At 73.5% G+C, this 23,052-nt stretch carries 24 protein-coding genes, 3 tRNA genes and 1 pseudogene; 10 read left to right on the top strand and 18 right to left on the bottom strand.

Annotated features, from left to right (window positions below):
- Nucleotides 1-109: 109 nt before the first annotated feature.
- Nucleotides 110-1,255, bottom strand: a complete 1,146-nt coding sequence (locus ACQEU6_RS00220; protein WP_499328382.1) for a TDT family transporter — start codon at nucleotides 1,253-1,255, stop codon at nucleotides 110-112.
- Between the two features lie 93 nt (nucleotides 1,256-1,348).
- On the opposite strand from ACQEU6_RS00220, the gene ACQEU6_RS00215 reads away from it, so the two are divergent.
- Nucleotides 1,349-2,263, top strand: coding sequence for a LysR family transcriptional regulator (locus ACQEU6_RS00215; protein ID WP_499328380.1), 915 nt, complete (start codon nucleotides 1,349-1,351; stop codon nucleotides 2,261-2,263).
- A 205-nt stretch (nucleotides 2,264-2,468) separates the two neighbouring features.
- Here ACQEU6_RS00215 and ACQEU6_RS00210 read toward each other — a convergent pair whose 3' ends face one another.
- On the bottom strand, nucleotides 2,469-3,077 hold the full coding sequence (locus ACQEU6_RS00210) for a YceI family protein (RefSeq protein ID WP_499328378.1): 609 nt from the start codon (nucleotides 3,075-3,077) through the stop codon (nucleotides 2,469-2,471).
- Nucleotides 3,078-3,163: 86 nt separating this feature from the next.
- Between ACQEU6_RS00210 and ACQEU6_RS00205 the strand changes: the two genes are divergently transcribed.
- The 6 genes from ACQEU6_RS00205 to ACQEU6_RS00180 all read left to right on the top strand — a co-directional run bounded on the left by ACQEU6_RS00205 (nucleotide 3,164) and on the right by ACQEU6_RS00180 (nucleotide 6,802).
- Entirely contained in the window at nucleotides 3,164-3,967 is an 804-nt protein-coding gene (locus tag ACQEU6_RS00205; RefSeq protein ID WP_499328376.1) for a universal stress protein, read from the top strand.
- 158 nt (nucleotides 3,968-4,125) lie between these two features.
- Nucleotides 4,126-5,100 carry a CHAP domain-containing protein gene (locus ACQEU6_RS00200; protein WP_499328374.1) on the top strand — a complete coding sequence of 325 codons (975 nt, stop codon included), beginning with the start codon at nucleotides 4,126-4,128 and terminating at the stop codon, nucleotides 5,098-5,100.
- A gap of 45 nt (nucleotides 5,101-5,145) precedes the next feature.
- Nucleotides 5,146-5,218 (top strand) — tRNA-Gly (locus tag ACQEU6_RS00195).
- A gap of 27 nt (nucleotides 5,219-5,245) precedes the next feature.
- Nucleotides 5,246-5,316: transfer RNA gene (locus ACQEU6_RS00190), tRNA-Cys, on the top strand.
- Nucleotides 5,317-5,330: 14 nt separating this feature from the next.
- A tRNA-Val gene (locus tag ACQEU6_RS00185) sits at nucleotides 5,331-5,402 on the top strand.
- A 593-nt stretch (nucleotides 5,403-5,995) separates the two neighbouring features.
- Nucleotides 5,996-6,802 carry an alpha/beta fold hydrolase gene (locus ACQEU6_RS00180; RefSeq protein ID WP_499328372.1) on the top strand — a complete coding sequence of 269 codons (807 nt, stop codon included), beginning with the start codon at nucleotides 5,996-5,998 and terminating at the stop codon, nucleotides 6,800-6,802.
- On the opposite strand, the gene ACQEU6_RS00175 is transcribed toward ACQEU6_RS00180, so the two are convergent.
- A complete protein-coding gene (locus tag ACQEU6_RS00175; RefSeq protein WP_499328370.1) occupies nucleotides 6,748-7,158 on the bottom strand; it encodes a RidA family protein in 411 nt (136 codons plus the stop codon). The genes ACQEU6_RS00180 and ACQEU6_RS00175 overlap by 55 nt on opposite strands.
- Nucleotides 7,159-7,235: 77 nt before the next feature.
- Entirely contained in the window at nucleotides 7,236-9,281 is a 2,046-nt protein-coding gene (locus ACQEU6_RS00170; protein WP_499328369.1) for a right-handed parallel beta-helix repeat-containing protein, read from the bottom strand.
- 198 nt (nucleotides 9,282-9,479) lie between these two features.
- On the opposite strand from ACQEU6_RS00170, the gene ACQEU6_RS00165 reads away from it, so the two are divergent.
- Nucleotides 9,480-10,352, top strand: a complete 873-nt coding sequence (locus tag ACQEU6_RS00165) for a DMT family transporter (RefSeq protein ID WP_499328367.1) — start codon at nucleotides 9,480-9,482, stop codon at nucleotides 10,350-10,352.
- Nucleotides 10,353-10,367: 15 nt separating this feature from the next.
- Here ACQEU6_RS00165 and ACQEU6_RS00160 read toward each other — a convergent pair whose 3' ends face one another.
- The 3 genes and pseudogenes from ACQEU6_RS00160 to ACQEU6_RS00150 all read right to left on the bottom strand — a co-directional run.
- Nucleotides 10,368-11,411, bottom strand: coding sequence for an NAD(P)-dependent alcohol dehydrogenase (locus ACQEU6_RS00160; protein WP_499328365.1), 1,044 nt, complete (start codon nucleotides 11,409-11,411; stop codon nucleotides 10,368-10,370).
- 79 nt (nucleotides 11,412-11,490) lie between these two features.
- The gene (locus ACQEU6_RS00155; protein ID WP_499328363.1) at nucleotides 11,491-12,201 is read right to left on the bottom strand and encodes a TetR/AcrR family transcriptional regulator; all 711 of its coding nucleotides are present in this window, start codon (nucleotides 12,199-12,201) and stop codon (nucleotides 11,491-11,493) included.
- An 87-nt stretch (nucleotides 12,202-12,288) separates the two neighbouring features.
- Nucleotides 12,289-13,299: pseudogene (locus ACQEU6_RS00150) on the bottom strand (NAD(P)/FAD-dependent oxidoreductase); the annotation flags it as partial.
- A 191-nt stretch (nucleotides 13,300-13,490) separates the two neighbouring features.
- Between ACQEU6_RS00150 and ACQEU6_RS00145 the strand changes: the two are divergent.
- Nucleotides 13,491-13,895: a helix-turn-helix domain-containing protein gene (locus ACQEU6_RS00145; protein ID WP_499328361.1), complete on the top strand. Its 405-nt coding sequence runs from the start codon at nucleotides 13,491-13,493 to the stop codon at nucleotides 13,893-13,895.
- 8 nt (nucleotides 13,896-13,903) lie between these two features.
- On the opposite strand, the gene ACQEU6_RS00140 is transcribed toward ACQEU6_RS00145, so the two are convergent.
- The gene (locus ACQEU6_RS00140; RefSeq protein WP_499328359.1) at nucleotides 13,904-14,506 is read right to left on the bottom strand and encodes a ClpP family protease; all 603 of its coding nucleotides are present in this window, start codon (nucleotides 14,504-14,506) and stop codon (nucleotides 13,904-13,906) included.
- Nucleotides 14,503-15,132, bottom strand: a complete 630-nt coding sequence (locus tag ACQEU6_RS00135) for a ClpP family protease (RefSeq protein ID WP_499328357.1) — start codon at nucleotides 15,130-15,132, stop codon at nucleotides 14,503-14,505. The genes ACQEU6_RS00140 and ACQEU6_RS00135 overlap by 4 nt, the downstream gene beginning before the upstream one ends.
- A 214-nt stretch (nucleotides 15,133-15,346) precedes the next feature.
- Between ACQEU6_RS00135 and ACQEU6_RS00130 the strand changes: the two genes are divergently transcribed.
- The gene (locus ACQEU6_RS00130) at nucleotides 15,347-15,730 is read left to right on the top strand and encodes a hypothetical protein (protein ID WP_499328355.1); all 384 of its coding nucleotides are present in this window, start codon (nucleotides 15,347-15,349) and stop codon (nucleotides 15,728-15,730) included.
- A gap of 3 nt (nucleotides 15,731-15,733) precedes the next feature.
- On the opposite strand, the gene ACQEU6_RS00125 is transcribed toward ACQEU6_RS00130, so the two are convergent.
- From ACQEU6_RS00125 to ACQEU6_RS00085, 9 genes are all read right to left on the bottom strand, one after another.
- Nucleotides 15,734-16,693: a catechol 2,3-dioxygenase gene (locus ACQEU6_RS00125; RefSeq protein ID WP_499328354.1), complete on the bottom strand. Its 960-nt coding sequence runs from the start codon at nucleotides 16,691-16,693 to the stop codon at nucleotides 15,734-15,736.
- A complete protein-coding gene (locus ACQEU6_RS00120; protein ID WP_499328352.1) occupies nucleotides 16,690-17,748 on the bottom strand; it encodes a 4-oxalomesaconate tautomerase in 1,059 nt (352 codons plus the stop codon). Before ACQEU6_RS00120 ends, ACQEU6_RS00125 begins: the two co-directional genes overlap by 4 nt.
- Nucleotides 17,745-18,443 carry a 4-carboxy-4-hydroxy-2-oxoadipate aldolase/oxaloacetate decarboxylase gene (locus tag ACQEU6_RS00115; RefSeq protein ID WP_499328350.1) on the bottom strand — a complete coding sequence of 233 codons (699 nt, stop codon included), beginning with the start codon at nucleotides 18,441-18,443 and terminating at the stop codon, nucleotides 17,745-17,747. Before ACQEU6_RS00115 ends, ACQEU6_RS00120 begins: the two co-directional genes overlap by 4 nt.
- Nucleotides 18,440-19,204, bottom strand: coding sequence for a PIG-L deacetylase family protein (locus tag ACQEU6_RS00110; RefSeq protein WP_499328348.1), 765 nt, complete (start codon nucleotides 19,202-19,204; stop codon nucleotides 18,440-18,442). The genes ACQEU6_RS00115 and ACQEU6_RS00110 overlap by 4 nt, the downstream gene beginning before the upstream one ends.
- A gap of 43 nt (nucleotides 19,205-19,247) precedes the next feature.
- Nucleotides 19,248-20,081: an ABC transporter ATP-binding protein gene (locus ACQEU6_RS00105; RefSeq protein WP_499328346.1), complete on the bottom strand. Its 834-nt coding sequence runs from the start codon at nucleotides 20,079-20,081 to the stop codon at nucleotides 19,248-19,250.
- A 1-nt stretch (nucleotide 20,082) separates the two neighbouring features.
- On the bottom strand, nucleotides 20,083-20,865 hold the full coding sequence (locus tag ACQEU6_RS00100; protein ID WP_499328344.1) for an ABC transporter permease: 783 nt from the start codon (nucleotides 20,863-20,865) through the stop codon (nucleotides 20,083-20,085).
- Nucleotides 20,862-21,683, bottom strand: a complete 822-nt coding sequence (locus ACQEU6_RS00095; RefSeq protein WP_499328342.1) for an ABC transporter permease — start codon at nucleotides 21,681-21,683, stop codon at nucleotides 20,862-20,864. The genes ACQEU6_RS00100 and ACQEU6_RS00095 overlap by 4 nt, the downstream gene beginning before the upstream one ends.
- Nucleotides 21,680-22,636 carry an ABC transporter substrate-binding protein gene (locus ACQEU6_RS00090; RefSeq protein WP_499328340.1) on the bottom strand — a complete coding sequence of 319 codons (957 nt, stop codon included), beginning with the start codon at nucleotides 22,634-22,636 and terminating at the stop codon, nucleotides 21,680-21,682. Before ACQEU6_RS00090 ends, ACQEU6_RS00095 begins: the two co-directional genes overlap by 4 nt.
- 235 nt (nucleotides 22,637-22,871) lie before the next feature.
- Nucleotides 22,872-23,045: a hypothetical protein gene (locus tag ACQEU6_RS00085; RefSeq protein ID WP_499328338.1), complete on the bottom strand. Its 174-nt coding sequence runs from the start codon at nucleotides 23,043-23,045 to the stop codon at nucleotides 22,872-22,874.
- Nucleotides 23,046-23,052 lie beyond the last annotated feature (7 nt).

The following is a 23,052-nucleotide window of genomic DNA, read 5'->3' as shown; positions in this document are numbered from 1 at the left end:
CGGCCTCCAGATAGTAGAACGTTCAATTATCCTACCGAACCCCGGCCCCCCGGCGAGTATTCCTGCCGGGGGGCGAGGGCGCCTTGAGGGCCGGAGCCAGGCGGCGGGGCTAGGCGGCGGGGAGCGGCCTCAGCGGCGCCGGACGCGGCACGGCGGGCAGGAAGAGGCGCCCGCTGAGCGCGCCCCGTACCGTCTGGACGCCGGCGACCGCCCAGGCCGTGACGAGGAGGACGTAGAGGAGCACGGCCACGTCGGTCAGCGCGTCCAGGCCGGTGATCCGCGCCAGGCCCGACGCGCCGGTCACGCACGTCCCGACCGGGAAGGTGAACGCCCACCACGTCATCGCGAACGGCATGCCGCCGCGCAGCGCCCGCAGGTTCGCGGTCGCCGCGATGGCCAGCCAGAGCAGCGCGAAGCCCATCACCGGCGCGCCGTAGAGGACGGCGAACGCGCGCATCGCCGCCGCGTATCCGGGCGCGGCCTGCCCCGCCGCGTTCGCCATCTGCACGACGGCCGTGGTGGACTGCCCGAGCGGCCCGAGCACGAGGAACAGCGTCGGGGTGAGGGCGACCGGCGACGGGGGGCCGCCTGCCAGCCGCGCCCAGATGCCGGGCAGCAGGACCAGCGTGGCCAGCAGGCTCGCGCCGAACAGGCCGTAGCAGCCGAACAGCAGCGTGGCGCGGGCCTGCCCCTCCGGCAGGTGCGGGACGAGCGCGGGCCCGAGCGCCGCGGCGACCATGGGGGCGACGACGGGCAGCAGCCAGGTCGGGTTCGCCGGTCCCGGCCTGTGCCGGGTGATCATGAGGTAGGGGACGCCGGCGGCGGCCAGCACGGCGTAGAGCGTCCCGAGCGTCCAGAGGACGGCGTCCAGGGCGACCGCCGTCCGGGCGCCGAGCACCTCGGGGCCGAGCATGAGCGTCCCGTAGCCGACGGCGAGCATCGCCATCGGCGGGCAGCCGTAGAACACAGCCGTGGCGGGGTTGTCCAGGAGCTGGGACCGCGCCACGTCCGCGTGCCGGGCGAAGTGGACGGCGCGCGCCGCCATGAGCGCGAGGAGCATGAGCAGCGAGCCCGCCCAGACGGCCACCGCGAAGGCGTGCAGGCCCGGGACGTCCACCGGCAGAGCGTTCGCCCCGTTCGCGACGATCGACGTGCCCATCACGGCCGCGTACCAGTTGGGGCCGAGGTGCCGGAACACCTCGGTGGGGCGGTCGAGCGCGCCCAGCAGGGCGCGGTTCGGGGTGGGGAGGCTCATGGCGTCCAGCCTCCACCGCGTTCACCCTCATCAGTAGAGGTCATGACCCTATGAGGTCATAAATCGGTCCTATGGGTCCGTAGAATCGCGGTCATGGCCGTCTCGCACCGCGTCCCCGACCTCGGCGCCCTCGAACTGCTGCTCGCCGTCGTCCGGCTGGGCAGCGTCGGGCGCGCGGCGGCCGAGTTCGGCGTCACCCAGCCCGCCGCCAGCGCCCGGATCCGCTCGATGGAGCGGCTGATCGGCGTGGCGCTGCTCGAACGGTCGCCGCGCGGCTCCCGTCCCACCGAGGAGGGCGCGCTGGTCGCCGAGTGGGCCCGGCAGGTGGTCGCGGCGGCGGAGGCGCTCGACGCCGGTCTGGACGCGCTGCGCGAGCGGCGCGACGGGCGGCTGCGCGTCGTGGCGAGCCTCACGGTCGCCGAGTACCTGATGCCGGGCTGGCTGGTGACGCTCAAGACCGTCCGCCCGGGCGTCGCGGTGACCCTGCGCACGGCCAACTCGACCGTGGTCGCCGAGCAGGTGCGCGGCGGCGGCGCGGACCTCGGGTTCGTGGAGGGGGCGCGCACGCCGGCCGGGCTGCACGGCACCGTCGTCGCCACCGACCGGCTCGTCGTCGTGGTCGGCCCGCGGCACCCCTGGGCGCGGCGGCGCTCCGGGGTCCCGGCCGCCGAGCTGGCGCGGACGCCGCTCGTCCTGCGCGAGGAGGGGTCGGGGACGCGCGAGGTCCTGGACCGGGCGCTGGCCGCGCACGGCGGGACGGCGGCGCCGCTCCTGCAGCTCGCGTCCACCACCGCGCTCAAGGCGGCGGCGGTCTCCGGCGCCGGCCCGGTCGTGGTGAGCGATCTGGCCGTCGCCGACGAGGTGGCCGCCGGGCGCCTGGTCTGCGTGCCCGTTCCCGAGCTGGACCTAGCGCGCCCGCTGCGCGCGGTGTGGCCGGCCGGCCAGCGCCCCGCCGGCCCCGCCCGCGACCTGCTCGGCCTGACCCGCGCCTCCCGCGCGGGCGGCTAGGCTGTGTTTCCAGAGTCCCGGCCCACTCCGCTCGCCCAGCGGCTCGCTGCGTGACCGGGCCTGGGGCGAACGCGGCGTCGCTTCGCGATCTACCCGGTTCCGCTCGCCTCCGGCATCGCTCCACCGGGCAGGTCACGCGTTCGCGCGCACGGCCGAGGACCACTTCGAAACAGGCCCTGGCGCGGCGCCGGGCCGGGCCGGGCGATCAGCGGTCGAGCGGCGCCTCGGCGCCCGGACGGGGGGCCTCGGCGGCGGCGAACACGGTCTGGATCTCCAGCGCGATCGCGATCTCGTCGCCGAGCATGACCCGGTCGCCCTGCAGCGGGATGTTGAACTCGATGCCGAAGTCGCGGCGGCTGATGGTCGCGGTCGCGGTGAAGCCCGCGCGGACGCCGCCCCACGGGTCGGAGCCGACGCCGTGGAACTCGGCCAGCAGCCGGACCGGGCGGGTCACGTTCTTGATCGTCAGATCGCCGTACAGGTGGTAGCGGGGGGTGCGGGCGCGGCGGCCGACTTTGGCACGTTCCACACCGGTCGCGGCGAAGCTCATCACCGGATGGCGGCGCACGTCGAGGAAGTCGGCGGAGCGGACGTGCTCGTCCCGCTCCGCGCTGCGGGTGTCGATCGAGCCCATCCGGATCTCCGCGCGGGCGGTGGAGTCGAGCGGGTCCTCCCCGATCACCACTTCGCCCTCGAAGTCCGGGAACGAGCCGCGCACCGTCGTCATCAGGTGCCGGACCGAGAACGTGATCTCGGAGTGGACCGGGTCGATGGACCAGCGGCCGGCTTCGAGCTCGGGCACTTCGCCACCCATCAATCCTCCCAAAAACTGACAACCCGGCAAAAATACCCCAAAGGTCACTCTGGTCTGTCCGGGCCCTCAGGGGGAATGCTTCGGACATGATCGGTGAACACGTGCTCGCCGGGTACGTCCCCGACGCGGGCGGCCGGGAGGCACTCGACCTCGCCCGCGGGATCGTCGCGCTGACCGGCGGCCGGCTGAGCGTCGCGACCGTCCATCCGCCGGACCTGCCGGCCGCGGCCGGCGAGGCCCGCGCCCTGCTGGAGCAGGTGGCCGACCTCCTGGACGGGGAGCCGGCGGACCTGCTCGCCCAGGAGGGCCGCAGCGTCGGGCGCGGCCTGACCGTGCTCGCCAGCCGGATCGGCGCCGACCTGATCGTGGTCGGCTCCCCCGAGGGCGGCGCCCGCGGCCGGATCGGCGTCGGCGCCGCGGCCGACCACCTGCTCCACTCGGCGACCGAGGCCGTGATGCTCGCCCCGTCCGGCCACCGGCCGCCGGACGAGCTGGCCCGGATCACGGTCATGTACGTGCGGCGGCCGCAGTGCGACGAGGCGGTCATCCGCGCCGCCCAGGCCGCCGAGCGCCTGGAGGTGCCGCTCCGGCTGGTCACCCTGGCGATCGGCGACGTCAACCCCGAACCGCTCCGTGACGACCTCGCCCTCGCCATCCGGCTCGCACTGGACTCCGCCGACCTCCTCCCCGAGGACGTCACCGCCGACGTGGCCGAGGGGGACGACGTCGCGGACGCGCTGGAGGACGTGGACTGGCCCGACGGCGAGCTGCTGGTGTGCGCGTCCAGCGAGGACGCCGCAGCTCACCGCGTCTTCCTGGGCGAGGTGGCCCTCAAGGTCCTGCGCGCCGCACCCTGTCCGGTCACCGTCCTCCCGCGAGGCTACTACTGAGTAGCCCCTTTTGACCGTTTCCGCGGAATCGGTTGCCGCCCACCGTTTACCTCGGCTACATTCCATCGAGATCGGAACGTGACCTTCGACCGGGGTGCGTTCCGTCCCCCGGGTCGGGCGCCACCTCGCCCGAACGAGCGAGGCGCGTCAGGAGCGAGATGGACCCGATCGGCAAGAAGCTGCTCGACATCGCCACGAAGGAGCTCGGGTACACCGAGAAGGGCGACGGCTACACCAAGTTCGGCGAGTGGTACCGCAAGAACCTCGACGGCGACCACGACGAGTACTTCTCGACGGCGCCCTGGTGCGACATGTTCCTCGCCTGGGCCGCCGACAAGGCCGAGGTCACCGGCCAGGCCGGGCAGTTCGCCTCCACGGTCGACCATGCCAAATGGTTCGAGAAGAACGACGCCTGGGGCCACGACCCCGAACCCGGCGCCATCGTCTTCTACGACTGGAACGGCTCCGGCGACATCGACCAGATCGACCACGTCGGCATCGTCGAGAAGGTCGACGGCCACACGCTCCACACCATCGAGGGCAACGCCGACGGCTACAAGCTCATGCGCAAGACCCGCGACATGGACTCCGTCGTCGGCTTCGGCTACCCGTCGAAGATCAAGGTCGAGGCCAAGTACACCCCCAAGCACGCCGCGCCCGCCCCCACCGTCGACCAGGTCGGCGACCCCGCCGCCACGACGCGCACCCACGAGCAGCAGCACGCCCCCGCCGCCGCCCCCGAGCACGTCCCCGCCCAGGAGGTCGTCCTCGGCGGCATCCTCGCCTTCGTCCTGTGCGGCACCGTGGCCCTCGCCGCCGGACGCGCCGCCGCCGCGAAGGCCCCCACGTCCCCGCCCATCCGCGTCCGCAAGCGCGGCAAGCACCACCGCCCCGCCACCCCCGTCGCCCTCCCCGCCGACGTCACCCCCGCCGACCTCGACGCCGCGGACGCCGGCACGACCCTGATGCCCGCCCTCTCGCTCGCCGCCGCCCACGAGGCCGAGGACCGCGAGTTCTGGGGCCGCATCGCCCACCTCGAAGAGGACGGCGAGCTCGACTTCTGGAACAACCTGCACGCCGAGCTCACCGACTCCGCGACCGACCGGTACGCAAGCACTCCAGGATTCCGCTAGAGTTGTTCGTGCGAGCCCGGGGGGCGCGACCCCCCGGAACAGCACGCGGACGTGGCTCAGTTGGTAGAGCATCACCTTGCCAAGGTGAGGGTCGCGGGTTCGAATCCCGTCGTCCGCTCTGAGAGGCCCCGTCAGGCCTCGCTCTGGTGGAGTGGCCGAGAGGCGAGGCAACGGCCTGCAAAGCCGTGTACACGGGTTCAAATCCCGTCTCCACCTCGCAGCACACGCAAGGGCGATTAGCTCAGTGGGAGAGCGCTACCTTGACACGGTAGAGGCCACTGGTTCAATCCCAGTATCGCCCACGAGTCGGGCCACCCTGGTCGGCGCGGAGCGCCTTCCCCGGTGGCCCGCAACGCTTTCCTGAGGGGCGACCCCCAGACCCCCGAGTCGGGCCACCCTGGTCGGCGCGGAGCGCCTTCCCCGGTGGCCCGCAACGCTTTCCTGGGGGGCGACCCCCAGACCCCCGATGTGGGGGACTCCGTCCCCCACGCCCCCTGCGCGCGGGCCGAGCTTTTGGGGACGTCCTCGGGGATCACGTGGATTGGCTCCCTCTTTTGCTGCGGCGCATCCCTTCCCTTGCAGCGGTGCATTGCTACGCACAATTGGGCTCGCGTGGGTGGCCTACCTTTTCTGGGGCGTTGAGGCAGTGCGCGCCCATTCCACTGGCAGTGCCTGGGCTGGTTCGCGCTACACGTTCCGAACTTGCTTGGCTCGCCTGCTCGGATCGTCCGATCGTCCGTGCTTCTCATACAGGTCGAGTTCAGAGGCGGGTTGACTCTCACATCGGTGTGAGGTTCTAGCGTCCCTTCGAGGCGGCGCTTCGGTGGTGCCGCAGCCTCATGGAGGGAGATATCGGATGTCCGGTGCGTTGGGTGGGTCCGGTTTTGGTCGTGTGGTGCGTGGGTCTGGGCCTGGGCTGCTGCTCGCCCATGGGGCCGGGGGCGGGATCGACGCGAACTACGGGCCCATCATGGATGTGCTGGCCGCGGGGCACACCGTCGTCGGGCCGGACTTTCCCGGTAGCGGGCGGACGCCTCGGGCCGACGGGCCGCTCTCGCTCGACGCGCTGGCCGATGAACTGGTCGGCGCCGCCGTCGAGGAGGGGGTGGAGACCTTCGCGCTCTCCGGGTTCTCGCTGGGCTGCCCGGTCGCCGTCCGGGCAGCCGTCCGCCACCCCGACCGCGTCACCGCCCTGGTGCTCACCGCAGGGTTCGCCCACCCCAATCCGCGGTTCCTGCTGGCGGCCCGGTTGTGGCGCGACCTGCTTCGCCGGGAGGACCGGGAGGGGCTGGCCCGGCTCATGTCCCTGATCGGGCTCAGCGCCCCGGCCGTGGACGCTCTCAGCCAGGACGAGCTCGACGCGGCCGTCAGGACGGGTGCGGCCACCCTTCCTCCCGGCACTCCCGAGCACGTCGAACTGATCATGGAGGGCGTCGACGTGCGCGGCGACCTTCCCGCACTGGCCGTGCCGACGCTCGTCATCTCCACCACGCTCGACCAGCTCGTCACCCCGCCCCACCACCGGGAGCTCGCCGACGGCATCGCCGGGGCGCGCTACGCCGAGATCGCGACCGGGCACCTTCCCTTTCTCGAACGACCGCAGGAGTGGGCCGCCCTCATCCACGACTTCCTGGAGCAGCGCCGACCTCAGGAGTCCAGCACGGCGGCTACGGCCTCGATCTCTACCAGCTGGTCGTGGTAGCCGAGGACGGTGACGCCCATCAGGGTGCTCGGGACGTCGTGGTCGCCGAACGCGTCGCGGACCACCTGCCAGGCCGCCACCAGGTCCTCCTGCCGTGGGGAGGCGACGAGGACGCGGGTGCTGATGACGTCGTGCAGGGCCGCGCCGGAGTCGGCCAGAGCGGTCCGCAGGTTCTCCAGGGCCTTGGCCGCCTGCCCTGCGTAGTCGCCCACCGCGGCGGTGGAGCCGTCCTCGTTCAGCGGGCACGAACCGGCGAGGAAGATCAGGCGGGCCTCCGCCGGGGCGGTCGCCGCGTAGGCGTACTCGGCGACGGAGGACAGCGACGCGGAGCGGATCAGGGTGACGGCACGGGGCATGGGCGTTCCTCCGGTGTGAGACGGTCTCCCACCTTGTCAAAGGTCGCCGCGGTGGTCGAAGTGTTTCCTCGGCCGACTCAGCGTTGCGGCTGCGGGGTGAACGCCGCCGCGCGGGCGTAGAGCTTGTACAGCTTGAACCGGCTCGCGAAGGACAGGCCGCAGGCGTTGTCGAGGACACTGGTCGCCTTCTGGTTGCTGAGCGTCGTGCCGCGCGCCCCGGGATGGTCGATCTGGCCGCCCATGAACACCTGCATCCTGGTCAGCATGTGGTCGCGCCGGCCGGCGTTCATCCCGTGCCAGGAGTGGCAGGTCACCGCGGCGAGCAGCGCGTCGTCGAGTTCTCCCGTCGCGCCGTGGTCGTGGCCGTCGGCGGGCGCCGCCCTCCCCGCGGTCGGGGACTTGAACCAGGGGCATGGGCCGCCCGGCTTCAGGTCGGACATGCAGACGAACAGCTCCGCCTCGTTCCCGAGGTTGCCGAGACCGATGCTCAGCCAGGGGAGCCTGCCGTTCAGGCAGTCGGGCAGGTTCTTCGGGGAGCCGGTCGCGTTGCCGTTGGAGTACCAGCAGTTGCCCACGTTGCCGGGGAAGGCGTCCCACCAGAAGTCCACGCCGTTGCCGGACATCGTGTTGCCGTGGAACGAGTTGCGGTGGGACGTGGACAGCTTCAGCGGGTCGCAGCCGGTGATGGGGCCGTTCCCCGGCCCGCAGACGAAGGCGTCCGGGACGGCGAACAGCATGGCGCCGCGCCTCCGGTTGTCGCGGAATCGGTTGTCGCGCACGACGTTGTCGTCGCCGCCCGCGATCCACATGCCGGTGCCGACGGGGACCGGCACCGTCGGCACCACGTCACTGCCCGGCAGGTAGGGGTTGAAGTTGTTGGAGAAGAAGTCGTTCTTCTCGATCAGGTCGCCCTGCTGCGGGAACCCGGGGTGCCCCGCCGCGGTGAACACGTCGGTCGTGAAGCCGAGCCCGTTGTCGTAGAAGTTGTTGTGGTGCAGCCACGTGCCGCTGCCGTCCGTGCCGGAGTAGCCGCTGGTGTTGTGGTGGGAGTCGCAGTAGCGGATCTCCTGGCTGTAGCGCGCCGTCGGATACACCTTCGGGTCGCGGCCGGCCGAGGTCTTGGCGCCCGAGCCCGGATAGAGCCCGGAGTCGCCGTTGCCCGCCGCCTCGCAGTTCTGCATCACGCCGTGGTCCTCGACGAAGGTGAGCACGCCGTACTCCCCCGCGTAGAAGGTCTTGAAGCGGTCGAGCAGGTAACCGTTGCTCTCCAGCACGTAGATGTCGTGCTCCTCGGCGTGCCGGACGGTCACGTTCCGCAGCACGAAGCCGTCGGCCCGGTCGGCGCGGATGCCGACGTCCTTCGCCGAGCGGCGCGGGCCGCCGTTGCCGGACGAGGGGTCGCCGGCCTCCACCACCACGTCGTCCGCGCTGACGCCGGACCCCTCCAGTTGGAGGTTGCAGCGTAGGCACGCGCCCCGGTTGGGGATGCCGTGCCGGTCGACCAGCGGCGGGTCCGGGTCCTTGCCGGAGCCGGGCGAACGGCCCAGCACGGCGATGAGGTTGGCGTCGTTCTGGCACCTGTACTCGCCGAGGTAGGAGTAGGCACCCGTGCTCAGCTTGTACGGGTCGCACGCCTTGTCGTGGGTGGGCTTCGCACGCGAGGTGGGCTCGGTGTAGACGCCCGGCAGGACCACGACCCGGTCGTTGTTGCCCGAGTCGGTCACCGCGGGCTGGATCTCGCCGTACCGGCACCGCGCGGCCAGCGCCCGGTTGATCCGCGTGAGCTCCCGCGCCTCCGCGGCGCTGAACCGCCGGTGGTCGCGCGGCCGGATGTCGTAGCCCGACTTCCGCGCCCGCCTGATCGAGGCCTCCAGCCGCTTCAGCGAGTCGGGGCGGCACACCACGCGGGTCGTACCGCCCTTGGTCGTACCGATGGCCGAGGCCAGGCTCCTGGCCTTGGGCACCGCGCCGCCGGCGCACGGGCTGACCGAGCAGTCCGGCCCGGGCATGGGCCAGTACGAGGGGCGCTCGATGTGCGCGTCCGCGCCCGCGGCCAGCCCGAGGGCCAGCACGAACGCGGCGGTGACGACCAGCCAGAGCCTGCCGGGAAACCGTCTGCCCATCAGTCGACCCTCGTCCCGGGGGCCCCGCCAAGCGCTTGCTCTTCTCACGGCCCCACGAATCACGAAATTTGAATGAGATTCACGTTCAACCTGCCATGGGGAGGCCGGAATATCCCGCTCGACGTCCACAAGCGGTCACCGCTCCCCCGGCGGGAGGGCGCGAGTACGATGGCGCCGCACTCGGGGGGAGGTCGGCTGGTGAACGGTTGGGCCCTCTCGCTCGTTCTCGTCGCCGCCGTGGTGCACGCGTTCTGGAACTTCTCCGCGAAGCGGGTCGGCGACGGCGGGGCGCCGTTCGTCTTCCTCTACTACACGGTCTCGGCCGCCGTGTTCGCCCCGGCGGCGGCGGTCTTCCTGGCGCTGGACCCCCAGCGTCCGCGATGGACGTGGCTGCCGGCGGCACTGGTGACCGCGATCCTGCACGTGGCGTACGGCATCGTGCTGCAGCGCGGGTACGCCGTCGGCGACCTGTCGGTGGTCTATCCCCTGGCCCGGGGCACCGGGCCGCTGCTGTCGGTGCTGGTGGCCGTCCTCTTCCTCGGGGAGGACCCCGGCCTGCCGGGCCTGGTCGGCGCGCTCCTGGTGATCGCCGGCGTGCTGGTCGTGAGCAGCGGCGCGCCGGCGGAGGGCGGCGCCTCGCCGGCGCGGCGCCGCGCGGGCGTCCTCTACGGCGTGCTGACCGGGGTCATGATCGCGGGCTACACGCTCTGGGACGCGCATTCGGTGACGGGCCTGGCGGTACCGCCGCTGGTCTACTTCGGTTCCGGGGCGCTCGCCCAGAGCCTGCTCCTCGCGCCGTACGCGCTGCGGGACAGGGCGAGGACCGCGCGGCTGTGGCGCGACCACCGGCGCGAGGCGCTCACCATCGGCCTGCTGTCGCCGGTGGCGTACCTGCTCGTGCTCTTCGCGCTCCGGATCGCGCCGGTCAGCCTGGTCGCTCCCGCCCGCGAGCTGAGCATCGTGCTCGGCGGGCTGGCCGCGTGGCGGGTCCTCGGCGAGGCGAACGCCGTCCGCCGCCTGGCGGGCTCGGCCGTGGTGCTGGCCGGGATCGCCGCCATCGCGATGGCCTGATTCCCGGGCGGACGGTCAGAGGGCGATGGCGACCTTGCCGCGGGCGTGGCCGCGTTCGAGGTAGCGCAGGGCCTCCGGGAGTTCGGCGAACGGGTAGGTCCGGTCGATGACGGGCGTGACCCGCCCCTGCTCCATCAGCCCGGCCAGGAACCGCAGGTCCGCGGAGTTGGGCTTCCAGGCGACGGAGTCGATGCGCTGGCGGACGAACGGAGAGGCCAGCGCCCCGCGGACGATCTGCCCCGCCGGGCCCAGCAGCCCGCCGCGGGGCGAGGCGATGCCGCCCACGATCACCAGCGTGCCGCGGGAGGTCAGGCAGCGCCGCAGCGCGGCGAGCGACCGGTCGCCCACGATGTCCAGGAGCAGGTCGTACCGCCCCTTCCGCTCCGTGAAGTCCTCGCGGGTGTAGTCCACCACGTGGTCCGCGCCCAGGGAGCGGACGAGTTCGAGGTTGCGGGTACTGCACACGCCGGTGACCTCGGCGCCGAACGTCTTGGCGAGCTGCACGGCGAACGTCCCGATGCCGCCGGACGCCCCGTTGACGAGGACCCGCCGGCCGGCGGAGATCCTCCCCGTGTCCCGCAGCCCCTGCAGCGCCGTGTGCGCGGCCATCGACACCGACGCCGCCTGCTCGAAGGTGAGGCGGGCGGGCTTGACGGCCAGCCGGTCCTGCGGGACGGCGACGGCCTCGGCGAACGAGCCGAGCCGGACCTCTCCGAAGACCTCGTCGCCGGGACGCAGCCCGGTCACCGCGTCGCCCGTGCGCTCCACGACACCGGCGAGGTCGGCGCCGAGGACGAGGCCCGGCCTCGGCCGCCGCAGCCCGCAGCTGAGCCGCACCAGCTTCGGGTCGGCCCGCAGGTGGCGCCAGTCGTAGGGGTTGACGGACGCCGCCCGCACCCGCACGAGCACCTCGTCCCGCGCGATTCCGGGCTCGCCGACGTCCTTGAGCGCCAGCACGTCGGGCGGACCGTAGCGGTCCCAGGTCCAGGCCCTGACGGTGTCCCCGTCCGCCGGAGGAGCGGGAAGCGGGCCCGTCGTCGTACGTCGTAAGGTTCTCATACGCCGTAAGGTAATCGTACGCCGTAAGGCAGTCAAGGGGAGGGCGGGGCGGACTTCTGGCGAGGGGTGGCCGGAGAGGTCAGGCGCCGGCGGCGCGGCGCCGCTCCAGCCCTTCGAGGATCAGGTCGAGGGCGAACTCGAACTCGAACTGGTCGTCGCAGAAGCCCAGGGTGCCGCCCGGGTCGTCGTGGACGGCGTCCGCCAGCATCCCGGCGAGGTGGGGGAACCGGCCGGCCATCTGCTCCATCACCGCGGGATCGCCGGCGGGCTGGGCGTCGCCGGGCTGGAACAGCTCCTGGGCGAACCCGAGCGCGCGGCTGCCGAGGACGTGCAGCGCGCGGTGGGCCAGGTCGAAGGAGAAGCCGCCCGCCCGCAGAAGTCCGACGACCTCGTCGTAGTACGCGATGACGACCGGGTTCATGGTGGTGCGGCCGCCGAGGAGCTGCGGGGCCCAGCGGTGGCGGAGCAGGACGTCCCGGGCGGCGAGGATCCGCGCGCGCAGCGCCGCCCGCCAGTCCCGCTCGGGGGGCGGCGCCCCGGCCTCCCGCACCGCCGTCATGATCTCGTCGAGGACCACCTCGACCACGCCGTCGAGGACGGCCTCCTTGTTGGCGACGTGGTGGTACAGCGACATCGCCTCGACCCCGACCTCCTGCGCGAGCCGGCGCATGGTGAGCGAGTCGAGGCCGTCGCGGTCGGCGAGGCGCACCGCCGCCCGCAGCACCCGCCCGCGGCTCAGCGGAACGCGAGGCCGCTCGGTCACCTCGTCGGCGTCGGCCCGTGGGCTCATCGGTTCCCCCTCCCGCGCCGCACTCTATCCGTACACGGTAAGTCTCCCGCGAGCCCAGGCGGACCCGCGCTGATCGGCGCGCCCGGCCTACTCGCGTCTGGCGCGATCGGGGCGGTAGGGGGCCAGCGCGGGGGACGGGCCGCCGGTGATCTCCTGGGCGATCAGGGCGGCGAGGTGGGGGGCGAGGGTGATGCCGCTGTGGGTGACGGCGGTGTAGAGGCCGGGGCGCAGGAAGCCGATGAGCGGGTAGCCGTCCGCAGGCAGGGGGCGGACGCATCGCCGCACCTCGGCGACCTCGGCGGTCAGGGTGGGGATGAGCGCACGCGCGCGGGCGAGCAGTTCGCCGCCGACCGCCCGAAGGAGCGCCGGGGAGGCGGACTCGTCGACTCCGGCGTCCAGGTCGTCGGCTTCCAGGGCCAGTCCCCCGGTCTCCGCGGGCCGGGCGGACAGGGCCGGGGCGTGGACGAGTCCGTGGAGGGCGCCCGGCGCCGCGGAGGTGGTGGCGACGAGGCACGGGGCCGCCGAGCCCGGCTCGGACGGGTCGACCAGCGGGAGGGCGACCCCGGCGGTGGCCAGGAGCGCCGTGCCGTGCCGCCCCGCCGCGCAGACCGTGAGGTCGGCGTGCAGATCGCGGCCGTCGTCGAGCCGTACGCCGGTCACGCGGTCGCCGTCGGTGTTGAGGCGGACCGCGCGGTGGCCCGTCACCAGGTCGGCGCCGGACTCGCGGGCGCGCCGGGCCAGCTCCCGCGCGGCGGGGCCCCCGTGCAGGTGGGCCTCGACAGGGTAGTGCGCGATGAGCGCGTCCGGCGGTGCGGTGACGTGCGGCTCCAGCGCGCGGAGGCGGTCGGAAGTGATCAGGTCGGCGGCGTAGCCGAGGCCGGCGAGCCGTGCGACCCTGTCGGCCAGCCTCTCCTTCGCGGCGGCGGCGACCGCCCAGGTGACGTTGCCCGACGGCCGGTACCAGGCCGGGGCGCCGAAGCCGGCCGCCAGGTCGCGCCAGGCGGACATCGCCGCCGTCCGGAACCGGTGGTAGGCCGGGTCGGCGGGGTCGTTGGCGTTGATCCAGGCGTAGCTCGTACCGGACGTGCCGGCGCCGGGCCCCTCCCCTCGACCACGGTGAGGCGCACGGGGGCGCCGGGCGCCGGGCGGGCGAGCCGGTCCGCCAGCGCGGCCCCGATGATCCCCGCTCCCACGATCAGCACGCGCATGCCCTCAGGATCGCAGGCCCCGCCGTTCTGCGGTGGGCGGAATCCCTGGGGCCCCCGGCGCGGCCGATCTACGATGGGCGCATGGCCGAGACCGTGCGACCGCTCACGCCTGCCGACGACATGCCCGCCGACGAGACGCCCGGCCCGCGGGCGCCTCGCGAGCCGTCCGAGCCGTCCGCGGCGTCCCCCGCGGAGCCGCTGTGGCGCGACGCGCTCGGCCGGTGCCTGCGGCGCCTGCGCATCGAACGCGGCGAGATCCTCGTGGAGACCGCCCGCCGCGCCGGCGTCTCGCCGCAGTACCTCTCGGAGATGGAGCGCGGCGTCAAGGAGCCGTCCAGCGAGATGATCGCCGCGGTCGCCGGAGCGCTGGACGTGACGCTCGGCGACCTGACGCTCGCGATCGCGACGACCCTGCTGGCCGTGCCGGCCGGGGCGGCCGGCACGGCCGGCCCGACCTGTCACGCGGCGTACGCCCTGGCCGCGTAGGCGGTCCGCTACGCGGGAATCGGCTGCCGCTCCTCGATCACGTGGTCGATGAGGCCGTACTCCAGCGCCGTGCCCGCGGTGAACACGCGGTCGCGGTCGGTGTCGGCGCGCAGGGTCGCGACGTCCTGCCCGGTGTGCCGGGAGAGGATGCCCTCGATGTCCGCGCGCACCCGGACGACCTCGTCCGCCTGGAGGATGAGGTCCGGGATCGCGCCCCGGCCCTGCCCCATCGGCTGGTGCAGGACGACGCGCGTGTGCGGGAGCGCCGCGCGCTTGCCCGGGGTGCCCGCCGCGAGGAGGACGGCGCCGACCGCGACCGCCTGCCCCACGCACGTCGTCGCCACCTGCGGCCGGATGTAGCGCAGCGTGTCGTACACGGCGAGCATCGCGCTCGGGTCTCCCCCCTCGCAGTTGATGTACAGCTGGATGTCGCGCTCGGGGCTGTCGGACTCCAGGAAGAGCAGCTGCGCGACGAGCGCGTTAGCGACGCCCGCGTCGATGGCGGTGCCGAGATAGATGATCCGCTCGGTCAGCAGGTGCGAGTAGACGTCCATGACGCGTTCGCCGCGGGGGTGCTGCGCGATGACGTTCGGGATCGTGTAGGTGCTCATCGGGAGGCTCCCTCGGACGGGGCGCCGAGCCCCACGGGCCGGCGGCGGGCGGGCATGACCTCGTCGAACGTGCTGACGACCGCGTCGACGAAGCCGTAGTCGAGCGCTTCGCGCGCCGTGTACCAGCGGTCGTGCAGCGAGTCCTCGAAGATCTGCTCGATGGGCTGGCCGGTGTCCTCGGCGATGAGCCCCAGTACCGTGTCGCGGGTGTGGCGCAGGTCGTTGGCCTGCAACTCGATGTCGACGGCGGCCCCCGCGATCCCGGCGGAGCCCTGGTGCATCAGCACGCGGGAGTGCGGCATGGCGCGGCGCTTGCCCGGGGTCCCCGACGACAGCAGGAACTGGCCGGCGCTGTAGGCGATGCCGAGGACCAGCGTGGCGACGTCGCACGGGATGAGCCGCATGACGTCGCGGATCGCCAGCATCGACGGCACCGACCCGCCGGGCGAGTGGATCCACAGCGCGATGTCGGTCGAGGCGTCCTCCCGCGCCAGGATCATCATCTGCGTCGCCAGCAGCGTGCCGTTGTCGTCGTCCAGCGGGCCGTCGAGGACGAGGACGCGCTGCTGGTAGAGCTCGCGCCGCACTCGTTCGTTGAACAACGGGATTGCCTGTTCCTCGCTCATGCCCTTCACTCTGCGCCGGCCCGCGCACTGGTCACAGCCTGTGCTGCTCTGGGCGGATCCGCCCAGAGCAGCGCGGCCCGCCCCCGCCGGCGGGCTCGCGCGGCGTATTTGCGCACACGAGGGCATGTCGCCTGGTCAGCGCGGGTATCAGGAGGGTTCGGACGAGAGACCGGGACGGACGGCGGGGGGAACCGTGCGCGAGGAGACCAGCGGCGTGGACGCAGGGACGGACGTCGAGCGGCGCGTCCAGCGCGTCGGCACGGGCGCGAGCGACCGGCCGGGAAGGCTCGGGACCGAGGCCCGGCCGAGCGGGAACGAGGCGGAGGACGACATCCGCGAGCGCGTCCGGCACCTGGGGACGGGCGGGCACGGCGACGTCGGGGACCGCGCACCGGAGTCGGCGGGCGAGCGGGCCCGCGCCGACGTGGAGCGGCGCGTCCGGGGCGTGGGGACGGGCGCGAGCCGGGCCGCCGGGACGCTCGGGTCGGACCCGGCGCCCGACACCGGCGACGCGCGCAGGGATGTCGAGCGGCGCGTCCGGCACCTCGGGACCGGCGCCAGCGGCACCGCCGGGGACGCGACGCGAAGCGAGCCGTGAGCGTCAGGTGGCGGGGGCGTCCACGGGCGGGGTGCCGTGGGTGTGGAAGGACTCGATGGTCTTCAGCCCCCACGCCTGGCCCTTGGCGCGTTCGGCCTCGGTCCAGGTGATGGTCCTCCAGTCCGGGGCCAGGATGAGGCGGGCGCAGGGGTTGCACAACTCGATCCGGTTGCCGCCGGGCTCGTAGACGTACAGGAAGAACGTCTGCTGGATGGCGTGCTTGTGCGGGCCGGTCTCGATGAAGACGCCGTCGTCCAGGAAGATGTCGGCTGCCCGCAGGATGTCCTCGCGGGTGTCGGTGGCGAACGCGATGTGGTGCAGGCGGCCGTTGGAGCCCGTCCAGTCGCGCGTGTAGACGAGGTCGTAGGACTTGTTGGTGAAGGTCAGCCAGCGGGCGCCGATGGTGCCGTCGTCCAGCCGGATCTGCTCGGTGGGATGCCCGCCGAGGACGTCGCGGACGAATCCGGTGCTCGGCTCCACCTCGGCGGCGAGGAAGTTGACGTGGTCGAGGCGGCGGACGCAGACGCCGCGCGCCGGGTAGGCCTGCGCCTGGTTCTTCAGCGAGGGCCTCAGCTCCGGCGGCGCCTCGTACCACTGCGACTCCCAGTAGATCTCCAGCTCGTGGCCGTCCGGGTCGCGGAACACGTAGGTGGGGCCGATGCCGGGGTCGCCGTCCCGCCAGCCGATGCCGAGCCCGGCCTCCTCGATCGCCCGGACGCGCCGTTCCAGGGCCTCCTGGGAGGACGCGCGCAGCCCGGTGCGGCGGATGCCGGACGTGGTGTGCGCGGTCAGCTTGAGGGTGTGGTGCTCGTAGTCGTCCCAGGTGCGCAGGTACACCGAGTCGCCCTCGGCGCCGACCTCGGTGAGGCCCATGACGCGGGTGAAGAACCCGAGGCTCGCGTCCGGTTCGGGGGTCAGCAGCTCGGCGTGCGCGACGTGCGCGATCTCGTGTCTGGTGCTCATGCGGGACTCCGGGGGAAGACGGTGCCGTCGAAGAGTTTGCGGGCGGTGCGGACGATGCCGGCCCGGCGCGGGGACGTGCCGTCGAGCTCGACCTCGACGTCCAGCCGTCCGGCGGGGTGCTCGACGCTCATCGGCGCGCCGGGCGCGGGGAGCCGCGCCATGTCGCGGCCGACCGCGCCGTCCAGGAGCAGCGCGGTGGCGACGCTGACGGCGCCGAGCACGCCGATGGAGGCGTGCGGGCGCAGCGGGATGAAGGTGCGGGTGCAGATCGTCCCGCCGTCGCGGGCGGGGGCGACCAGCGTGGTCTTGGGGACGGGGGCGGCGGAGACGTCGCCGAGGCCCATCAGCTCGCCGGCCCGCAGGCGCAGCGCCTGGATCCGCTCGCGCAGGCCGCCGTCGGCGGCGAGCTCGTCCGGCGTCTCGTAGCCGGTGGCGCCGAGGTCGCGGGCGGCGGCGACCACGACCGGCATCCCGTTGTCGACGCAGGTCACCTCGACGCCGCCGACGGCGTCCCGGACGCTGCCGGTGGGCAGCAGCGCGCCGGTGGCCGAGCCCGCGGTGTCCTCGAAGTCCAGCACGACCGGCGCGGCGGCGCCGGGCACGCCGGAGATCGCGGTGCCGCCGTCGTACCGGACGGCGCCGCCCGGGGTCGCGAACCGGGCGGTGGCGACGCCGCCGGAGTTCACCATCAGGACGCGGACGGCCGCGTGCTCGCCGCCGGGCGCGACGAGGCCGCGTTCGACGGCGAAGGGCCCGACGCCGGCGAGGAGGTTGCCGCAGTTCTGCCGGTCGGAGACCGTGGCCTCCTCCACGCCGAGCTGGAGGAACAGGTACTCGACGTCCACGCCGGGCCGGCCGGAGGGGGCGACGACGGCGACCTTGCTGGTCAGCGGGTGGGCGCCGCCGATCCCGTCGATCTGCCGCGGGTCGGGCGCGCCCATGACGCGCAGGAGCAGGTCGTCGCGCTCGCCCGGGTCCGCGGGCAGGTCGGCGGCGAGGAAGTAGGCGCCCTTGGAGGTGCCGCCCCGCATCAGCATGCAGCGCACGCCGTTCATGACTCCTCGTACTCCTCGTAGGGGACGTACTCGACGCCCAGTCCGGGGAGCCGGTCGCGGAGCCCGTACCGGTCGAGGCCGAGCCGCCCCTCGCGGAACGCCGCGCGGGTCGCCTCCTCCTTCTCCGCGCGCGCCCGCGCGGCGGCGACGGCGCGGGGCACGTCCTGCCGGGCCACCCGCACCACGCCGTCGTCGTCGGCGAGGATCGCGTCGCCGGGACGGATCGTCTGCCCGCCGATGGCGATCGGCACGTTGACGGCGCCGGGCGTGGCCTTCACGGTGCCCTGCGCGCTGACGGCCGCCGACCACACGGGGAAGCCGATGCGGTGCAGGTCGGCCACGTCGCGCACCCCCGCGTCGATGACGAGGCCGCGGACGCCGCGGTGCTGGAGCGCGGTCGCGAACAGCTCGCCGAACATCCCGTCGGTGGACGGCGAGGTGGTCGCCACCACCAGCACGTCCCCGGCGCGGCACTGCTCCACCGCGACGTGGATCATCAGGTTGTCGCCCGGCCAGGACAGGACCGTGACCGCCGTCCCGGCGATCCGCGACCCGAGGTGCACCGGCCGCAGGGAGGGGCCGAGGCAGCCCGTCCGTCCCATCGCCTCGTGGACGGTCGCCACGCCGTGCCCGGCGAGCGCGTCGACGTGCGCGAGGTCCGCGCGGGGCGGCCCGGTGACCACGATCGTCCTCATGCCAGCACGTCCGTGGTCTGCGGGTACAGCCGCACGTACGCCTCGGCCATGGTGTCGTGGGCCAGACCGAGGTTCGGCCCGGCGTTGCGCTTGAACTGGACACCGCGCCGCCTGGCCAGGTCGGTGTAGTAGTCCCACATGTGCCGCTGCGCGGGCAGGCACTCCATCGCCTTGCGCTTGCGGTCGAAGACCGGCGTGATGTCGAGCAGGACGTCCGGCTTGAAGTCGCACTGCTCCGGCTGGTGCGGCTCGAAGAAGAACACCGGGGGCGCGCCGAGGGGCTCGCCCGGCGCGTCGTACCCGATCGCCTGGGCCAGCACCCGCGCCTGCAGCGCCATCCGCGCGGCGGCGGGGTGGTCGCCGTTGTAGGGGTCGGACGGCGTGTGGGTCAGCACCACGGCGGGTTCGAAGTCGCGGTACACCCGCACCAGCCGGTCGACCAGCCCGGGTGTCTCCGGCAGCGGGTAGTCGCCCGCGTCCACGAACTCGATCCCGGCGCCGAGCTCGGCCGCCGCGGCCTCCGCCTCCGCGCGGCGCAGCGCCTTGATCTCGTCGAGGCCCCTCCCCTCGCGCCAGGCGCGCGCGGACTCCCCGCGCTCCCCGTAGCTGAGGCACACCACCTTCGCCCGCTGCCCGCGCGCGGACGCCAGCGCGATCGCGCCGGCGGCGCGCCACACGAAGTCCCCGGCGTGCGCGCTGACGACCAGCAGCGGACCGGCGGCCGGCGCCTTCTCCGCTCCCACCGCGTTCTCTGGACTCATCGCAACCTTTCGTCGACACGTGTCGGTGTGGATACGGGGCGCGTCACGCGTCCGCCGGCCGGCCGCCGCCCTTCGCCCGCTGGACGAGCCGGTAGACGCGGGCCCGCAGTTCGGTGAAGCGCGGGTCGGAGCGGGTGGCGAGCTGGTCGCGCTCGTCCGGCAGGTCGATCGCGACCTCCTCCAGCACGACCGTCGGCGGGTTCGACAGCACGACGACGCGCTGCCCGAGGTAGACGGACTCGTCGATGTCGTGGGTGACGAACAGGACGGTCACCCCGAGCCTGCGCCAGAGGGCCCGGACGAGGTCTTCGAGGTCGGCGCGCGTCTGGGCGTCGACGGCGGCGAAGGGCTCGTCCATCAGCAGCAGGCGCGGCTCGTAGGCGACCGCGCGGGCGATGGCCACGCGCTGCTGCATGCCTCCCGACAGCTGCCAGGGGTGGGCGTCGTGGACCCCGGACAGCCCGACGGCCTCCAGCGCCTCCCGTACGAGCCGCTGCCGTTCCGCCTTCGGGACCCTCCTCTCCTTCAGCGGGCGTTCGACGTTCTGCCGCACCGTCATCCAGGGGAACAGGCTGCGGCCGTACTCCTGGAAGACCACGGCCATGCCCGGGGGCGGGCCCGTGACCTTCCGCCCTTCGAGCACCACCTCCCCGGACGTGCATCCCAGGAGCCCGGCGACGCATTTCAGCAGGGTGGTCTTGCCCGCGCCGGAGGGCCCGACGATGCAGACCAGCTCCCCCGTCCCCACGGAGAAGGTCAGGTCGCGGACCGCCTCGACCCCGCGCCCCCTGCTCTCGTAGACCTTCCTCAGGCCGCGGACGTCCAGCAGCGCCGTGGAGGTGTCCGGGCTCTTCGCGCCCGTGGGCGTGGCGGTCATCTCAACCCTCCCGCTGCGACCGGCGCAGGCCGGTGTACCAGTCGAGCAGCCGGGCCTCCACGAGCTGGAAGATCCCCGACAGGGCGATGCCGACGAGTCCGAGCAGCAGGATCCCGGTCCACATCTGCGGGATCGAGAAGCCGCGCTGGAACTGGATGATCGTGAAGCCGAGCCCGTCGCTCGCCGCGAACATCTCGCTGACCGCCATCAGGATGATGCCGATGGACAGCGCCTGCCGCGCCCCCGCGGCGATCCGCGGGCTCGCGCCGCGCAGCACCAGGTGGACGAGCCGGGAGCGCGGGCGCATGCGGTAGCACCGGGCGGTGTCGCGCAGCACCTCGTCCAGGGCGCGCACGCCCTCCACCGTGTTCAGCAGGACCGGCCAGACGCATCCGGAGACGATCACCATGATCTTCATCCCGTTCCCGATGCCGGCGAACAGCATCAGGATCGGCACCAGCACCGGCGGCGGGATCGCCCTGAAGAACTCCAGAACCGGTTCCAGGAAGGCCCGCAGGACGCGCACGGAGCCGATCGCGACACCGAGCGCGACGCCGAGGAGCAGCGCGAGGAGGTAGCCCGCGAGCAGGCGGGCCAGGCTGGGGAGCACGTCGGCGGTGATCCGGCCGTGGAACCAGGTGTCGTCGAACGCGCCGGCGATCCGGCTCAGCGGCGGCCAGAAGAAGTCGGTGCTGCCCGCCGACGCCGCCCACCACGCCCCGACCAGCAGCGCGGGCACCGCCACCGCCGCCAGGAGCCTGCGCAGGAGCCCGGGGACGGTCACGAGACCACCTCCCGGCGGACCGACGGGTGCCATCGCAGCACGCGGCGCTCGACGGTCCGCGCGAGCACGTTGACGAGCACGCCGATCAGGCCGACCACGATGACCAGCGCGTACATCGACGCGACCGCGCCGGAGCCCTGCGCCACCGCGATCTGCCGGCCCAGCCCCGGCGACCCGATCACGAGCTCCCCGGTGATCTCCAGGATCAGCGCCACCGCCGCGCCCAGCCGGAACCCGGTGACCACGTACGGCAGGGCGGTCGGCCAGATCACCGTCCGCACCCGCGCCGGCGGGCGGAACCGGTACGACCGCGCCGTCTCCCGGGCGACCGGGTCAACGTCCCGCACCCCGTACAGGACCTGCACCAGGACCTGCCAGAAGGAGGCGTAGACGACGAGCAGGAGCGTCGAGCGCGTCCCGGTCCCGTACAGCAGCACCGCCAGCGGGATCAGCGCCACCGACGGGATGGGGCGCAGGAACTCGATCGTCGAGGCCAGTGCCTCCCGCAGCACGGGGACGCCGCCGATCAGGAGGCCCAGCGCGACGCCCGCCGCCATCGCGACCGCGAGGCCGAGCGCCCAGCCGCGCAGCGTCTCCAGCAGCGCCTGCCAGAAGGCCGGCGTCCCGGCCTGCTCGGCCAGCGCCGAGACCATCACGCTGAACGGGGGCAGGAAGCGCTCCTCCACCAGCCCGGCCCTGGGCACGGCCTCCGCGATCGCCATGAGGCAGGCCAGGCCGGCGAGGCCGAGCGCCCAGGCGGGCACGGGACGGCGGCGCCGCGCGTCCCGGCCGCTCCCCGTCGCGAACGCGGCCGTCACGGCAGCAGGCCCTCGGCGTCGGGGGCCTGCTTGATCAGGCCGTCCCGCACGGCGAGGGCCGAGAGCGTGTCCAGCGACGCGCGGTCGACCCGCGCGGGGTAGGTCGGGAGCGTGAGCGAGCCGGTCAGCGCTGGATCGATCTTGGTATAGGAGCCGAGTACCTTGCGCACGGCCTCGGGGTTGTCGGACGCGTACGCGAGCGACCTGCGCATCGCCGCGGCGAACTTCTTCACCAGCTCCGGCCTGGCGGCGGCGGTCTTCTGGGAGGTGAAGTAGGCCGCGATGGTCAGGTCGGGAGCGGTGTCCACGTAGTTGGACGCGACCAGCCGCCCGCCGTTCTTCAGCGCGGTCGTCAGGAACGGCTCGACGACCTGGACCGCGTCGACGTTCCCCTTGTCGAGGGCGGGGAGCATGTCCGGGAAGGCCAGTTCGGTGAACCTGACGTTCCTCGCGTCGCCTCCGGCGGCGCGGATCGAGGCCCGGACCGTGGTGTCGTTGATGTTGTTCAGGGTGTTGACCGCGACCCGCTTCCCGGCGAGGTCCTTCGCCGACCTGACCGGGCTGCCGGCCTTGACGACCACGCCCCCGAAGTCCTTGCCCCTGACGCCGGTCGAGCCGGCGCCGGGCGCGACGACCTTGAGCGGCAGGCCCTTGGAGCGCGCGAGGATCAGCGAGGTGTAGTTGCTGAACCCGAAGTCGACCTGGCCGCTGACGACGGCCGGCACGATCGCGGCGCCGCCCTGGGCGGGGACGAGGTCCGGCTTCAGCCCCTGCTCGGCGAAGAAGCCCTGCTGCCTCCCGAGGTAGATCGGCGCCACGTCCACGATCGGGATGACGCTGACCTTCACCGGGACGGGGCCGTCGCCGGACGCGTCGGAACCGCCCCCCGCGGTTCCGCACGCGGCGAGCAGGAGAGCGGAGGCGGCGGCCGCGGCCGTGCGGATTCTGATCACGGGGCTTCTCCAGGACGGTGGGGGCGCCGCCGGGGCACCGCCGGCGTGTCGGCGATGCTACGAATCCGCAGACAAGATTGTCAACAATTTGTGCGCGAAAGTGGCCGCATGGATTGCATGCCAGATTGTTGACATTCTGGAGGTCCGGGCGCCCCCGCACCCGGCGCTCGCGTCGCCGAGGCCGGTGCGGGGGCGCGGGTGCCGGGCGGCCGACCGGAGGGGGCCGCGCCGTGGGTCAGGAGGGGTCGGACGCGGTGAGCGGCGACCGGGCGGCCGATGTGGGCGAGGTCGCCGCGGTGAAGGAGGCGTAGCGGGCGGCGGCGTGGCACGGGAGCCCGCCCGCCTGGTCGCCGGCAGGGTCCTCGGGCGTGCGCGCCTGGTCGCGGTGGGGCTGGTCTGAAAGTGGCATGTCTCGT

The sequence above is a fragment of the Spirillospora sp. CA-108201 genome (assembly GCF_050936235.1).
Lineage (GTDB): Bacteria > Actinomycetota > Actinomycetes > Streptosporangiales > Streptosporangiaceae > Spirillospora.
This window is presented reverse-complemented; position numbering and strand designations above follow the sequence as displayed.